This window comes from Cognaticolwellia aestuarii (assembly GCF_002000025.1).
Lineage (GTDB): Bacteria > Pseudomonadota > Gammaproteobacteria > Enterobacterales > Alteromonadaceae > Cognaticolwellia > Cognaticolwellia aestuarii.
This window is the reverse complement of the sequence record NZ_MUZV01000004.1, coordinates 230,873-245,765: the sequence shown is the minus strand read 5'-3', so window position 1 is coordinate 245,765 and position 14,893 is coordinate 230,873. Positions and strand designations below refer to the sequence as shown.

The window sequence follows — 14,893 nt, the reverse complement described above, 5'->3', positions numbered from 1 at the left end:
ACGCTTTTCATGTTTAAGAAAATACTATTATTAGTTATTGCCATCACGCTTGTGGCTTTGTTTTTTCATTACGACCTCAATCAATTACTGACATTAGAGGGATTGAAAGGCTCAATGGATCAGTTCGGCCAGTGGCGTGAACAATCACCATTATTAGTTGTTGGTGGCTTTTTTGCTCTTTACGTTTTAGTGGCTGCACTGTCATTACCTGGCGCCGCTATTTTGACTTTAGCAGCAGGCGCTTTATTTGGTTTAGTGGAAGGTTTTGTCTTGGTATCTTTCGCGTCAAGCCTTGGCGCATTATTAGCCTTTTTGGTATCTCGTTACTTATTACGCGATAGCATCAAAAGCAAGTTTCCAGAGCGCTTAAAAGCCATTGATGAAGGCGTGCAAAAAGAAGGTGCTTTTTATCTCTTTACTCTACGTTTAGTGCCTGTTTTTCCGTTCTTTTTAGTTAACTTACTGATGGGCGTTACCGGCATAAAAGCTTGGACTTTTTACTGGGTTAGTCAAATAGGTATGCTTGCTGGTACGGTGGTATATGTTAACGCAGGTACACAGTTAGCAGAAATAAACAGCTTATCGGGCATATTGTCACCTAAACTTATTTTCTCTTTTGTGTTACTTGGGCTATTACCGCTTATTGGTAAAGCGATTGTTAACAAAATTAAACAACGTAAAGTTTATAAAAAATGGCAAAAACCAAAAAGCTTTGACCGTAACTTATTGGTGATTGGTGCTGGTGCGGGTGGTTTGGTAACAAGCTATATCGCAGCCGCTGTAAAAGCAAAAGTAACACTAATTGAAGCCGGCGAAATGGGCGGAGACTGTTTAAACTATGGTTGTGTACCGAGTAAGGCAATCATTAAAAGTGCCAAAATAGTCGACCAAATTACCCATGGCGAACACTATGGTTTAGAGAACGCAACGCCACAGTTTTCTTTTAAGAAAGTAATGGCACGTGTACATCAAGTGATTGCCGATATTGCGCCACACGACAGTGTTGAACGTTACACAGACTTAGGTGTAGAAGTGATCAAAGGCTACGGGAAATTAATTAATCCGTGGACTGTAGAAATTAAGCTTAACGATGGCACCATGCAAACATTAACCGCTCGTAGTATTGTTATTGCCACCGGTGCTCGTCCATTTGTGCCATCATTACCAGGTATTGAAACTAGTGGTTATGTGACTAGTGATACTTTATGGACAGAATTTGCCAAACTTGATACTGCACCGAAAAAACTAGTGGTATTAGGCGGCGGTCCTATTGGTAGTGAACTTGCGCAAAGTTTCGCTCGTTTGGGCTCACAAGTAATACAAATTGAAATGGCTGAGCGCATCATGATCAGAGAAGACCTTGAAGTCTCTGAATTTGCTAGCCAATCATTACAAAAAAGTGGCGTGAATATTTTAACTTCGCACCAAGCTTTACGTTGTGAACAACGTGACGGTAAAAAATTCATCATTGTGAAAAACCTTAAGCACGAACAAGGTTCAGAGCAAGAAGAAGAAATTGCCATTGAATACGACCAGTTACTATGCGCTGTTGGCCGCTCTGCTCGCTTGAAAGGCTACGGTCTTGAAGAGCTTGGAATAGAAACTAACCGTACTATTCAAACTAATGAATATTTAGAAACCTTATACCCGAACATCTTTGCCGCGGGTGACATTGTTGGTCCTTACCAATTTACCCATGTTGCCGCTCATCAAGGTTGGTACGCTGCAGTTAATGCTTTATTTGGCACCTTTAAGAAGTTTAAGGTTGATTACCGTGTTATTCCATGGGCAACCTTTATTGACCCAGAAGTTGCACGTGTAGGCATAAACGAACAAGAAGCCATTGAACAAGGTCTCGATTATGAAATTACCCGTTTTGACTTTGAAGAGTTAGACCGAGCAATTACCGATAGTGCTGCCAATGGTTTTATTAAAGTGATCACACCTAAAGGTAAAGATAAAATACTTGGCGTTACTATTGTCTCTGAACATGCCGGTGACTTAATTGCTGAGTTTGTATTAGCCATGAAGCATGGTTTAGGCTTAAACAAGATTTTAGGCACGATTCACAGCTACCCAACGTGGGCTGAAGGCAATAAATACGCCGCAGGTGAATGGAAGCGTAATCATGCACCAGAAACTGTTTTAAACTGGTTAGAGAAGTTCCACACGTGGAGAAGAGGTTAATAGCCATGCTAAACCTTAACAACCAAAGGGCGACAGTAATACTAGCAATTACACGGGCTAAAGTTTTGCCGTCAGTTGTGTTGTTGATGCTGAGCGCCGTTTTTAGCGCCGTTACTACGGCGCAAGAAGCCTTGCATCAACCATGGCAGGCATTATTAACTCAACATGTTTCGCCAATAAATGACGGTCATTCAAGCCAGGTGAATTATGCTGGCATGAAAACAGATCATGCAAAGCTAACGGCTTATTTAACAGCGCTTGGCAAGATTGATAAGCAAACATTTGAGCAATGGCCTGCACCTCAGCAATTGTCGTTTTTGATCAATGCTTACAATGCATGGACAGTTGAGCTTATTTTATCGGCTTACCCTGATATTAAATCGATAAAAGATCTGGGTAGTTTTTTTAGTTCGCCATGGAGTAAGAAGTTTATTCCACTACTTGGTGAAACTCGCAGTTTAGATAATATTGAGCATGAGTTAATTCGTGGTGATAATAAATACGGCGATCCACGTATTCATTTTGCCGTAAATTGTGCCAGCATTGGCTGCCCAGCATTACGTGAAGAAGCTTATACAGCTGAGAAGTTAGCGCAGCAACTAGAGCAGCAAACTGTGCGCTTTTTAAGTGATAAAACCCGTAACCGTTTCAACAAAGCTGAGATGGAACTTTCTAGCATTTTTAAATGGTATCAAGAAGATTTTTCGCTGGGGTTTCGCGCTAGCGACTCCTTGTCGGCTTTTATACTCTTATACGCAGAGCCATTAGGCTTAACGCCAGAGCAACAAGCTTTACTGAAAGCAAAAAAAATGGACGTGGATTACTTACCTTATGACTGGCAACTGAATGTGGCTAGATAGAGCAGGTATGTTGTTTGCTAATTTTAGATTAATAACAAAAGCGAGATTACTTCGACAAGTTGGTGTTGCAGTGCTTTTGCTGTTTGTTAATGTCAGTAGTGCGTTAAGCTATACCCAAGGGGGCGATGAGGCAAAAGTTGAGCAAGAAAAACAAGTGCCTCTAGCGCTGATAAACCAAGATAGGTTATGGCAAACGCATATAGAACAAGGTAAAAATCGTACGGTATATTTTCATGCTTGGGGCGGTGATGCACAAATTAATCGTTATATTCAATGGCTCTCAAGCAAGGTGAAAGCACAATATAATATCGATTTACAACATGTGAAGTTAATTGATACTAGTGAAGCTGTTAGCAGGGTGTTAGCGGAAAAGTCAGCAGGTAATGATGATCGCGGACGCATTGATATTGTTTGGATCAATGGTGAAAATTTTGCTTCAATGCAGCAATACGGACTTTTAAGTCGAGATTGGGTCGGTGAGTTACCTAACTTTTCTTTGACTAATCCAAATAAAAATCCTGCCATGACGCGTGATTTTGGTATACCAACCCAAGGTATGGAAGCACCATGGGGACAAGCATCGTTAACCTTTTATTATGCTCCACCAGTTCATGACTTTGTGCAAAGTACGCCAAAGGCGAATAGGGCACAGCATTCATTATCTACTGCACAAGCCCCTAAAACGATTAAGCAGATGCTGGCTTGGGCAAAGCAAAACCCTGGGCGCTTTACTTATCCTAAACCACCTGATTTTTTATCTTTGAGTTTTTTAAAGTATGCTTTAATGACGCTGAATGAGCATCAACCAGCCTCAATCAAAAATCGTTTATACCAAGCACAAACGAAAGAAAGCCAAGCACAGTTGCTGCCGAAATTATGGCAATTTTTGGATGAAATACATCCATATCTGTGGCGCCAAGGACGCTATTTTGTGACTAGCGGTACCGCTTTACAACGATTAGTCGGTGATGGCGAATTGAGTTTAGGCTTTACGTTTGCCGCCGCGCAAGTTCCTGCAGCGGTTATGCGCTATGATCTGCCCGAGCACACACGTAGTTATGTTATGCAAGATGGCAGCTTAAGCAATATTCATTTCTTGGCTATACCTTACAACACAAGCCAAATTCATGCGGCAAAACTTGTGGTTAACTATATGCTAAGTGTTGAAGCGCAAGCCAAAAAACAACAAGCTGAGGTGTGGGGCGATAGTACGGTTATTGATATGAGCCAACTAACTCAACAGCAACAATCATTGTTTGACACCTTGAACCAGCACCCGAGCGCATTGCCTATTAACAGTAATATAACTGCATTAAGCGAGCCCCACCCAAGTTGGACGAAGTTACTGACTCGTGAGTGGTTACAGCGTTATGGCGTACAGTAATCATATGTTGAATTCTCTATTCAATACTGTGGTGAGGTTGAGTCCTAAAGTTCTCATCACCATTTTGATCTTACCAGTATTTGCTGGATTATTAGGGGTGCTTTTGCCAGCTTTTGGTTGGTTACCGGCATTAGGGAAAACACAATTAGGCTTGCAAGGTTTTAGCCAACTACTGCAAACACCTGGCTTAAAGCAGATGGTGGCGTTGAGCTTTTCCACCAGTTTATTGAGTGGCTTGCTAGCGTTTATTTTTACATTATTATTGTTGGCAACTTTTTTTGATAGTCCTTGGTTAATAAGAATTAGGCGGATGTTAAGCCCTATTTTAGTGATCCCGCACGCCGCTGCCGCTATTGCCATCGCATTTTTAATTACACCTTCAGGTATGATTTCTCGGTTATTTTCTCCTTGGTTAACCCAGTGGCATATTGCACCTGATTGGTTGTTACCACATGATCCTTATGGCATAAGCATTATCATAGGGTTAACACTAAAGGAGTTGCCATTTTTAATGTTAATGACATTAAATGCGATGGCTCAACCGGCATTAAATAACAAAATACAAGCGCAATATCGCGTAGCATTGAGTTTGGGGTATTACCCGATAACCGCTTTTTTTAAAGTGGTACTGCCGACAATTTACCCATTAATGCGTTTGCCACTTTTAGCCATACTTGCGTATGCCAGTGCGAGTGTTGAAATGCCACTTATTCTCGGCCCTAATACGCCACCAACACTTGCTGTAGCTATTATGAACTGGTTTCATGATGTTGATTTGTCTATGCGCATTCAAGCTTCTGCTGGCGCTTTATTACAATTGTTGGTCACGGTTTTAGTGCTAACAACTTGGTGGTTGCTCGAACGAGCTATAAAAAAAGTAAGCTATGTGAGTTTATCTAATGGCAAGCGAAATTATGGCGATATTATCTTAGCTAAAGCGGTAGCGTTATTGACTGTGTTGCTGATTCTTGTCATTGCCTTATCACTGGCTGGACTTGTGATTTGGTCATTTGCGGGATACTGGCATTTTCCAGCCTTATTACCTGAGCAATGGTTGTTAATACATTGGCAATCGGCACTTTTACAATTACAAATACCTTTAATGAACACTGTATTGGTGGGGGTACTCTCTACCTTCATTGCGGTGGTGCTAACATTACTTACCTTAGAGTTTGAGCAACAAAACCGAGTTAAATTAACTAAGTTTCATAGCTTGTTGATATACTTGCCTTTATTAATTCCCAGTATTGCTTTTTTGTTTGGCTTGGTCTGGTTACAAGAGGCATTACATAGTGACTCAACCTTTATAAATGTTGTATTTGCCCATTTACTATTTGTTTTGCCTTATGTTTTTTTATCATTAGCGAATAGTTATCGCCGTTTAGACCCTCGTTACGCACAACTGGCTGCTAGTTTAGGTGCGACGCCGGTTAAAGTATTTTTTAAAGTAACGCTACCGCAATTATTTGCTGCTATTTTGGTAGCAAGTGCCTTAGGGGTAGCTATTAGTTTTAGTCAGTACTTACCAACCCAATTGGCAAGCGGTGGTCGTATGTTGACATTGACAACAGAGGCCGTCACTTTAGCCAACGGTGCTAGTCGCCGTGTTAGCTCAGTGTATGCATTAATGCAAATGATATTACCGGCTATGGCATTTTTAATGGTCTGGCTAATTCTTAAATTAAAACGAAAATGGTAGCTGTAGGCGACCTTTCTGCTTCGATTTTTATAAATGTTATAACAGTTCATAAAGTATTGGTTAAAAGATGACATCATCATTACAGATAGATAAATTAAAAATAATGCGTGATCAAGTACCATTGTTAGCGCTCAATGAAACCATAGCCGGTGGCGATGTCTTATCGATTATGGGGCCGTCAGGAAGTGGTAAATCCACTATGCTTAACTGGTTAGCAGGTATGCTCCCGCATGGATTCTGTGCTGATGGCGAGTTATACCTAAATGGTAAAAACATTACCCATTTACCGAGTTACCAACGTCGTTTAGGTCTGTTATATCAAGATGCGTTATTATTTCCGCATTTGTCAGTGGCTGATAACATTGCTTTTGCAATGCCCAAAGAAGATAAAGCTGTTCGCCGAGAAAAAATTGCTAAGGGTTTGAAAGATTTAGGTTTAGTTAATCTCGAAAATAGAGGGCCTGAGAGTTTGTCAGGTGGGCAGCAGGCGAGAGTTGCGCTATTAAGAGTGTTATTGAGTCAGCCTAAAGCAATATTACTTGATGAGCCCTTTAGTAAATTAGACAGTCAACTAAGACAAGAAACACGTCAGTTGGTTTTTCAGCAAATTAGTCAGCATCAATTACCTGCAATTATTGTCACGCATGATGAGTCAGATGCACTCGCCGCTAACGGTAAAGTTATTGTTTTAGATGCAACCCCTAAACATTCATAGGTCCGCGTATGTTAGATAAATATATTACTCCGGTGATTAAACCACTGATAAACCCTATTGTATGTTTATTAGATAAGCGTCAGATCAGTGCCGATCAGTTAACGGTTACTGGGTTTATTATTGGCATGTTGGCATTACCACTGTTAGCTTTTCAACTTTGGCATCTGGCGTTGATTGCTATTATTTTAAATCGTCTATTTGACGGTTTAGATGGGGCATTGGCTCGTCGACAAAATAACAGCAGCAGTGCTGGTGGCTTTTTAGATATTTGTCTCGATTTTTTATTTTATGCTGCTATTCCTTTAGGTTTTGCTATTGCTAATCCTGAGCAAAATGCATTGGCTGCTGCGGTGTTGCTGTCTGTTTTTATTGGTACCGGTTCTAGTTTTTTAGCTTTTGCTATTCCTGCGGAAAAACTCGACATTGATAGGCCTCAATTTTCATATAAAAGCTTTTATTATCTAAATGGCTTAACTGAAGGAACAGAAACCATCGCAATATTTATCGCTTTTTGTCTTTGGCCACATTATTTTAGCGAGCTTGCATACGGTTTTGCTTTGCTAGCCGCTATTACTGTATTTACTCGTATTTATGGCGGTTATAAAACGTTGAAGTCGCAAGAATTATCTTTAACTAAACATTGCGGTGATCCAAGCACGGTTAGCTCGGCTGATATTGATATTGATAATGATGAGAGGTAAGTCGTGACAGAAACAAGCTTAAGGTTAGGTTTTTTTCTGGGTATTTTGCTTATTATGCTACTGCTCGAAAACTATTTACCTGCACGTCAAAGCAAAATAAACAAACGTTATCGTTGGACAGGTAATTTTACTTTATTAATTGTATCTTCAATAACTGCAAAATTAGTTTTACCGCTTGGTGTCGTGGGTGTCGCAATTTATTGCACTGAGTATCAACTTGGTTTATTTAATGTTGTGAATTTACCTTACTGGCTTAGTGTTGTGATCGGCGTAGTATTATTAGATCTACTCATTTATTGGCAACATCGACTTTTTCATGTGGTGCCTTGGTTATGGCGTTTGCATAAAGTTCATCATGCCGATAGTCATGTCGACGCTAGCACAGGACTGCGTTTTCATCCGATTGAAATCGTGTTGAGTATTTTACTAAAAGCGCTATTGGTTTTTATACTGGGTATACCCGCAGTGGCTGTGATTATTTTTGAAATCGCATTAAATGGTTTTGCGCTATTTAATCATGCCAATATCCGCTTGCCTAAGTCTTTGGAAGTATTGTTTAGGAAAATTATTATTACTCAAGAGTTACATCGTATTCATCATAGCCAAGTCGTGTCTGAAACCAACAGTAACTACGGCTTTAGTGTTGTTTTTTGGGACCGTATATTTGGTAGTTATCGTGCGCAAGCTAAAAAGCAGGATTGTGATATAGACATAGGTCTTAAAGAGTGGCCAGCAACAAACTCGAACGCCTCATTGCTAAGGTTATTAACCATGCCATTTAAAAACAAATCCAAGTAATCAAATTAGCGCAGTCAGTTAGGCCTTTTTATCAGGTAAAATTGTACATTTTAAGGCTTATCTGGAGACATAAAACAAAGGCGAGCAATCGCCATTCATTTCGATTATAATGCTAAGAATTTTATTAAACCATTCAAAAGCCATCAAATGCTAATCAAAGTATAGAAGCTGCTTTGTGGTACTCTAGCAGGCTCCTCAGAGAATAAACCTGCTACAATGACGGAAGAAACCCTTAAAAATGAAGCATATACGTAACTTTTCAATCATTGCCCATATTGACCATGGTAAATCAACGTTGTCTGATCGCCTTATTCAACATTGTGGAGGCCTACAAGAACGTGAAATGGAAGCCCAAGTACTTGATTCAATGGATATTGAACGTGAACGCGGTATTACTATCAAAGCGCAAAGTGTTACGCTTGATTATAAAGCAAAAGATGGTGAAGTTTATCAATTAAACTTTATCGACACACCTGGCCATGTTGATTTTTCTTATGAAGTCTCTCGCTCTTTAGCCTCATGTGAAGGAGCCTTGCTCGTTGTCGACGCGGGACAGGGAGTTGAAGCCCAAACAGTAGCGAACTGTTACACCGCTATTGAAATGGATTTGGAAGTTCTGCCAATTTTGAACAAAATTGATTTACCGCAAGCAGATCCTGAGCGTGTCAGTGAAGAAATTGAAAACATTATCGGTATTGACGCTACTGGCGCTGTGCAGTGTTCTGCCAAAACCGGTATTGGTATCGAAGATGTTTTAGAAACTATTGTTGAAAATGTGCCAGCACCTGTCGGTGATCCCGATGCGCCATTACAAGCGCTTATTATCGATTCATGGTTTGATAACTACCAAGGGGTAGTGTCGTTAGTCAGAATCATGAACGGTGAGGTGAAAAAAGGCGATAAAATGGTGGTAATGTCGACAGGGCAAAACCATATTATTGATAAAGTTGGTATTTTTACACCGAAACAAACTGATACTGGCATTTTACGTACTGGCGAAGTTGGCTTTATTATTGCCGGTATTAAAGAAATTCATGGTGCACCCGTTGGCGATACTATTACCATTCTTAAAAAAGAAGCGGCTAGTGCATTACCTGGTTTTAAAACCGTGCAGCCGCAAGTTTATGCTGGTATTTTCCCGATCAGCTCTGATGATTACGAAAACTTCCGTGATGCATTAAACAAATTAAGTTTGAATGATGCGTCGCTATTTTTTGAACCAGAAAACTCTTCAGCACTTGGCTTTGGTTTCCGTATAGGTTTCTTAGGCATGCTACATATGGAGATTATTCAAGAGCGCCTTGCTCGTGAATACGATCTCGATTTGATCACCACAGCACCAACGGTAAATTATGAGATAGCTTGTACCAATGGTGACATCCTATCGATTGATAACCCAAGTGACTTACCGGCAATTAATAATATTGAAGAAATTCGTGAGCCTATCGTACAAGCAAACATTTTAGTACCACAAGAGCATTTAGGTAATGTTATTACCTTATGTATTGAAAAACGTGGTGTGCAAAAAGATATTATTTATCATGGTAATCAAGTTGCGGTAACTTATGAGTTACCTATGGCTGAAGTTGTAATGGACTTCTTTGATAAATTAAAGTCAACAAGTCGTGGATATGCATCGCTTGATTATCACTTTGTGCGCTTTGAAGCGGCAGATATGGTCCGTGTTGATGTTATGATCAATGGTGATCGCGTTGATGCTTTAGCTATGATCACACATAGATCTAATTCTGTGCCTCGTGGCCGAATGTTAGTAGAAAAACTAAGAGAACTGATCCATCGCCAAATGTTTGATATTGCTATTCAAGCAGCCATTGGTAACAACGTTATTGCCCGTACTACGGTTAAACAATTACGTAAAAACGTAACGGCAAAATGTTACGGCGGTGATATATCTCGTAAGAAAAAATTATTACAGAAACAAAAAGATGGTAAAAAACGTATGAAGCAAGTGGGTAATGTTGAAGTGCCACAAGAAGCGTTTTTAGCTGTGCTTAAATTGGATAATTAATTTCGTTAATCTAGAGGTTGTTGAACTTTCATTTTTAGGTAGCCATCGTCATTTGGCTATCTTGAAAAAGCGCTTATCTTTGTAGCTTAACGTGTATTTGGAACCACCAAACATGATATTAAGCCCCATGATAACCTGCTTTTTCAAGTGTAACCGCGCTATCAATTGCAAGAGCAACAGTGTTTAAACATTAACTAAATGTAAAATAGGAATAATATGGCAGTTTACTTTTCGTTATTTTTAGTCATAGTTACCGTAATCAGCGGTATTATTTGGCTAGCCGATAAATTTTATTTAGCACCACAACGACAGCTTAAGCTCGTTGCCGCACAAGCGCAATGTGAAGGTGATTTAAGTGAAGGAGTGGTTGAAAAAATTATCGAAGCTCCATTTTATATTGATACGCCGGTACAAATTTTTCCCGTTATTGCCTTTGTGCTGATCTTACGTTCATTTATTTATGAGCCTTTTCAAATACCGTCTGGCTCTATGATGCCAACATTACTTGATGGCGATTTTATTTTAGTGAATAAATTCAATTATGGTTTACGAGATCCGGTTGCTCGACATAAGTTTGTTGAAGTAGGTTTACCAGAACGTGGTGATGTCATTGTTTTTAAATATCCGGTTCAACCAGAAATTGACTTCATCAAGCGTGTAGTTGGTTTGCCTGGTGATAAGATTGTTTATCGTAATAAAAAGCTATACATTCAGGCTGCTTGTCAGGAAAGTGATAAAGAATGCCCGAAATTTGAACAAGTGATTCAAGAGCTAAATAGTGAAGGTGAAGCATACGGATTAACACGTTATACCGCTAAAATGCCAAATAAAAGCCATGATATTTTGATTGATCATACTGTGTCTGCACAACAGCAGGCTGCATACTTTTGTAGTGTAGCTGAAGGCAATATTTGTTTTCAATCAGGTACAAAACAAGATGAGTTTTTGGTACCGAAAGGGCATTATTTAGCATTTGGTGATAACCGTGATAATAGCTCTGATGGACGTTTCTGGGGCTTTGTACCAGAAGAAAATTTAGTAGGTGAAGCGGTTGCGATTTGGATGAGTTTTGATTTTGAACGTACCGAAGCTGACTTCTTGCCTACTTGGATCCCAACCGGCGTACGCCTTTCTAGAATTGGTGGAATTGAATAGCCGTGTTACACAATCCAGCAGCCATCGCGCGATTAACTAAAAAAATAGGCTATAGCTTTAAAGAGCCAAAGCTATTATTACAAGCGTTGACACACCGAAGCGCTAAAGGGGCTCATAACGAGCGTCTAGAATTCTTAGGGGATTCAATTTTAGGCTTTGTTATTGCCGATTCTTTGTATAAGAAATTTCCAAAGCATGCCGAAGGTGATTTAACTCGTATGCGTTCAAGCTTAGTTAAAGGTGTTACTTTAGCTGAGGTTGGACGTGGATTTGAGTTAGGTCAATACTTAATTCTCGGACCTGGAGAGCTAAAAAGTGGAGGTCATCGTAGAGACTCAATTCTTGAAGATGCTATCGAAGCTATTATTGGTGCAGTCTATTTAGACTCTGACTTACCAACATGTCAGGCACTTATCCTCAGTTGGTTCGAACAGCGTTTAGCTGATATTAAGCCAGGTAATGAACAAAAAGACCCGAAAACACGTTTACAAGAGTATTTGCAGGGGCGAAAAATACCTTTGCCGCAATATGACGTGATTAACACAACGGGGCAATCACATAACCAACAGTTCACTGTTCGCTGTACAACTAGTGTACTTGAGAAGGAAGTGATTACTAAAGGCAGTAGCCGACGCAAAGCTGAGCAATCAGCTGCTTTGCAAGTTTTAGCATTAATCGAAAAAGCTAAATAGCTTGTTCGACATTTAAGTTGATAATTAAATCATGACAACAGAACAAAATTATTGCGGTCTTATCGCTATTGTTGGCCGACCAAATGTTGGCAAGTCTACACTCTTAAATAGTTTGCTTGGGCAAAAAGTGAGTATTACTTCTCGCAAGCCACAAACAACACGTCATCGTATTTTAGGGATTTTAACGGAAGCTAATCACCAAGCGGTTTTAGTGGATACTCCCGGCTTACATTCGGAAGAAAAACGCGCTATTAATCGTTTAATGAACCGTGCAGCAAGTAGTACTCTGGCAGAAGTAGAGACTATTGTATTTCTTGTAGAAGGTACCCACTGGACTAGTGATGATGAAATGGTGCTGACTAAAATTAAAAGTAGCGGAGCGCCTTGTGTACTAGTGGTCAATAAAATTGACAACATACAAGATAGAGATAGTTTGCTGCCACACCTACAGAAACTTGGTGCTATGCATAACTTTGCTGACATTGTGCCAATTTCAGCTAGCAAAGGTGAAAACGTAGAGACAATTAAAAAAATATGTTTTAACGCACTACCTGAAGGGGACTTTTGGTTTCCTGAAGATTACATCACCGATCGTTCTAGCCGCTTTATGGCTTCTGAAATTGTTCGCGAGAAACTTATTCGTTTTACCGGTGATGAGTTACCTTACTCAACTACCGTTGAAATTGAACAATTTAAAATTGATGAAAAAGGTATTTTACATATTAATGCCTTAGTACTCGTTGAAAGAAGTAGCCAAAAACGTATGGTTATTGGCAATAAAGGCGAAAAACTAAAAGTCATTGGCCAAGAAGCAAGACGCGATATGGAAAGCCTATTCGATCGTAAAGTTTTTTTAGAAACTTGGGTGAAAGTTAAATCAGGTTGGGCAGACGACGAAAGAGCGCTACGAAGCTTAGGCTATGGCGATGACTACTCTGGTTAGTTACGATAAAAAGTTGGAGCTTTCTCTAGATGTTAGCTCTTGCTTTTGCCCTTAACGCTTTAACTTCCAGGTTAAAATGTAACTAACATGCAAGAAAATACGCAATCTGCCTTTGTTCTTCATACTCGACCTTATCGAGAGAATCAGTTGCTCATTGATTTATTAACAGAGCATGACGGCAAACTCGCGGCCTTAAGTTATATTGGTCATTCAACTAAGTCGAGTCGAAAAGCACTATTACAACCCTTCTTACCAATTAAAGTGACGCTGAAAGGCAATTACAGTTTAAAAAATTTAACCCGAGTAGAGCCAATAGGGAAATCCTTTCTATTAAAACAGAATGCGCTTTTTAGTGGTTTTTATATTAATGAACTCTTAGTGAAATTACTGGGAGAAAATATTGCTTGCGGCGAGCTTTTCCAACAATATCAAAGCAGTTTAGAATTGTTAACACAAGCGAGTAACATTGAAGTATGCTTGCGAGAGTTTGAGCTGATGTTAATGGAAGAACTGGGTGTTTCTTTTGATTTTACACTAGTTTTTGAGCATAGTGCAGAGAGCTTTTATTATTTACCCGATGAAGGCTTTATTCCTGCTTACACTAAGTTAAAACAACCTTGTTATAGTCGTTGGCATTTACAAGCTATTGCAGAACGAGATTTATCTCAGGCTGTGGTTTTAATGACTTTTAAGAGCTTAATGAGACAAGTTATCAATCACTTACTTGGTGGGGTACCGTTAAATAGTCGCAAACTATTTAGCAAGAAAGTGTAGTTTTGTTAATGCCGATGTTTTAAATAATTATGATAACCTGAACTCGTTTTAGCATTGTTATTATAAAATAAATCACTATTTAAAATAGTGAATCTACTGCCAGTGCGTTCCGCATAAACATCAGGAAAGTCGCTGCAAAAAGAGTATTGACTACCTTAAGCCTAGATTATTATCGTCAGCAGGGTAGTTAACAAGATGAGAGATTGAGAGTATGAAAGATATTTTATTAGGCGTAAATGTAGACCATATTGCCACATTGCGACAAGCACGCGGCACAAACTATCCTGATCCCGTTTATGCCGCTTCTGTAGCAGAGCATGCCGGTGCAGACGGTATTACTGTTCATTTACGTGAAGACCGTCGTCATATTCAAGATAGAGATATTTATGTACTAAAGCAGACTTTGCATACCCGGATGAATTTTGAAATGGCTGTGACTGAGGAAATGTTAGCTATAGCCTGCGAAGTAAAACCAGTCTTTTGTTGTTTAGTACCTGAAAAGCGAGAAGAATTAACTACTGAAGGCGGGTTAGATGTTGCGGGGCAGCAGGATAAGATTAATGCTGCTGTAGCTCGTCTTGCTGAGGCGGGTATACAAACTAGCTTATTTATTGATGCAGATAAAAAGCAAATTGATGCTGCAGTGCTTAGTAAAGCTACCTACATCGAAATTCATACCGGCCAGTATGCAGAAGCCAAAAATGAGACAGAGCAACAGGAAGAACTTGCACGCTTAATTGAAGGTATTGAATATGCTCACTCTCTTGGCTTGAAGGTTAATGCAGGGCACGGGCTAAACTACTTTAATGTCAAGCCTATTGCTGCGATACCTGAAATTATCGAGCTTAACATAGGTCATGCAATTATTGCTCGAGCGGTAATTGATGGTTTAGATAAAGCCATTCGAGATATGAAACGTTTAATGCTTGAAGCGCGTGGTTTAGCGTAAATTAATT

At 39.6% G+C, this 14,893-nt stretch carries 13 protein-coding genes; all 13 read left to right on the top strand.

Annotated features, from left to right (window positions below; all coding sequences use genetic code 11):
* The first annotated feature begins 9 nt into the window (after positions 1–9).
* The 13 genes from B0169_RS08055 (at position 10) to pdxJ (ending at position 14,886) form a co-directional block, all read left to right on the top strand.
* Complete coding sequence (locus tag B0169_RS08055; RefSeq protein ID WP_077285440.1) at positions 10–2,187, top strand: FAD-dependent oxidoreductase; 2,178 nt, start codon at positions 10–12, stop codon at positions 2,185–2,187.
* 86 nt (positions 2,188–2,273) lie between these two features.
* Positions 2,274–3,047 (top strand): DUF547 domain-containing protein, encoded by a 774-nt coding sequence (locus B0169_RS08050; RefSeq protein WP_235838525.1) that lies wholly within the window; start codon positions 2,274–2,276, stop codon positions 3,045–3,047.
* Positions 3,034–4,431, top strand: a complete 1,398-nt coding sequence (locus tag B0169_RS08045; protein WP_235838518.1) for an ABC transporter substrate-binding protein — start codon at positions 3,034–3,036, stop codon at positions 4,429–4,431. The genes B0169_RS08050 and B0169_RS08045 overlap by 14 nt, the downstream gene beginning before the upstream one ends.
* 4 nt (positions 4,432–4,435) lie before the next feature.
* Positions 4,436–6,130, top strand: coding sequence for an ABC transporter permease (locus B0169_RS08040; RefSeq protein WP_235838517.1), 1,695 nt, complete (start codon positions 4,436–4,438; stop codon positions 6,128–6,130).
* Between the two features lie 67 nt (positions 6,131–6,197).
* Positions 6,198–6,845: an ATP-binding cassette domain-containing protein gene (locus tag B0169_RS08035; protein ID WP_077285437.1), complete on the top strand. Its 648-nt coding sequence runs from the start codon at positions 6,198–6,200 to the stop codon at positions 6,843–6,845.
* An 8-nt stretch (positions 6,846–6,853) separates the two neighbouring features.
* On the top strand, positions 6,854–7,546 hold the full coding sequence (locus B0169_RS08030; RefSeq protein ID WP_077285436.1) for a CDP-alcohol phosphatidyltransferase family protein: 693 nt from the start codon (positions 6,854–6,856) through the stop codon (positions 7,544–7,546).
* 54 nt (positions 7,547–7,600) lie between these two features.
* Positions 7,601–8,344 (top strand): sterol desaturase family protein, encoded by a 744-nt coding sequence (locus tag B0169_RS08025; protein ID WP_077285580.1) that lies wholly within the window; start codon positions 7,601–7,603, stop codon positions 8,342–8,344.
* Positions 8,345–8,582: 238 nt separating this feature from the next.
* Positions 8,583–10,373: a translation elongation factor 4 gene (lepA, locus tag B0169_RS08020; protein ID WP_077285435.1), complete on the top strand. Its 1,791-nt coding sequence runs from the start codon at positions 8,583–8,585 to the stop codon at positions 10,371–10,373.
* A gap of 216 nt (positions 10,374–10,589) precedes the next feature.
* Complete coding sequence (gene lepB, locus B0169_RS08015; protein WP_077285434.1) at positions 10,590–11,528, top strand: signal peptidase I; 939 nt, start codon at positions 10,590–10,592, stop codon at positions 11,526–11,528.
* 2 nt (positions 11,529–11,530) lie between these two features.
* Complete coding sequence (gene rnc / locus B0169_RS08010; RefSeq protein WP_235838516.1) at positions 11,531–12,220, top strand: ribonuclease III; 690 nt, start codon at positions 11,531–11,533, stop codon at positions 12,218–12,220.
* Positions 12,221–12,251: 31 nt separating this feature from the next.
* The gene (gene era / locus B0169_RS08005; RefSeq protein WP_077285433.1) at positions 12,252–13,163 is read left to right on the top strand and encodes a GTPase Era; all 912 of its coding nucleotides are present in this window, start codon (positions 12,252–12,254) and stop codon (positions 13,161–13,163) included.
* A gap of 87 nt (positions 13,164–13,250) precedes the next feature.
* The gene (gene recO / locus B0169_RS08000; RefSeq protein ID WP_077285432.1) at positions 13,251–13,937 is read left to right on the top strand and encodes a DNA repair protein RecO; all 687 of its coding nucleotides are present in this window, start codon (positions 13,251–13,253) and stop codon (positions 13,935–13,937) included.
* Between the two features lie 211 nt (positions 13,938–14,148).
* Positions 14,149–14,886, top strand: coding sequence for a pyridoxine 5'-phosphate synthase (gene pdxJ / locus B0169_RS07995; protein WP_077285431.1), 738 nt, complete (start codon positions 14,149–14,151; stop codon positions 14,884–14,886).
* Positions 14,887–14,893: the final 7 nt, after the last annotated feature.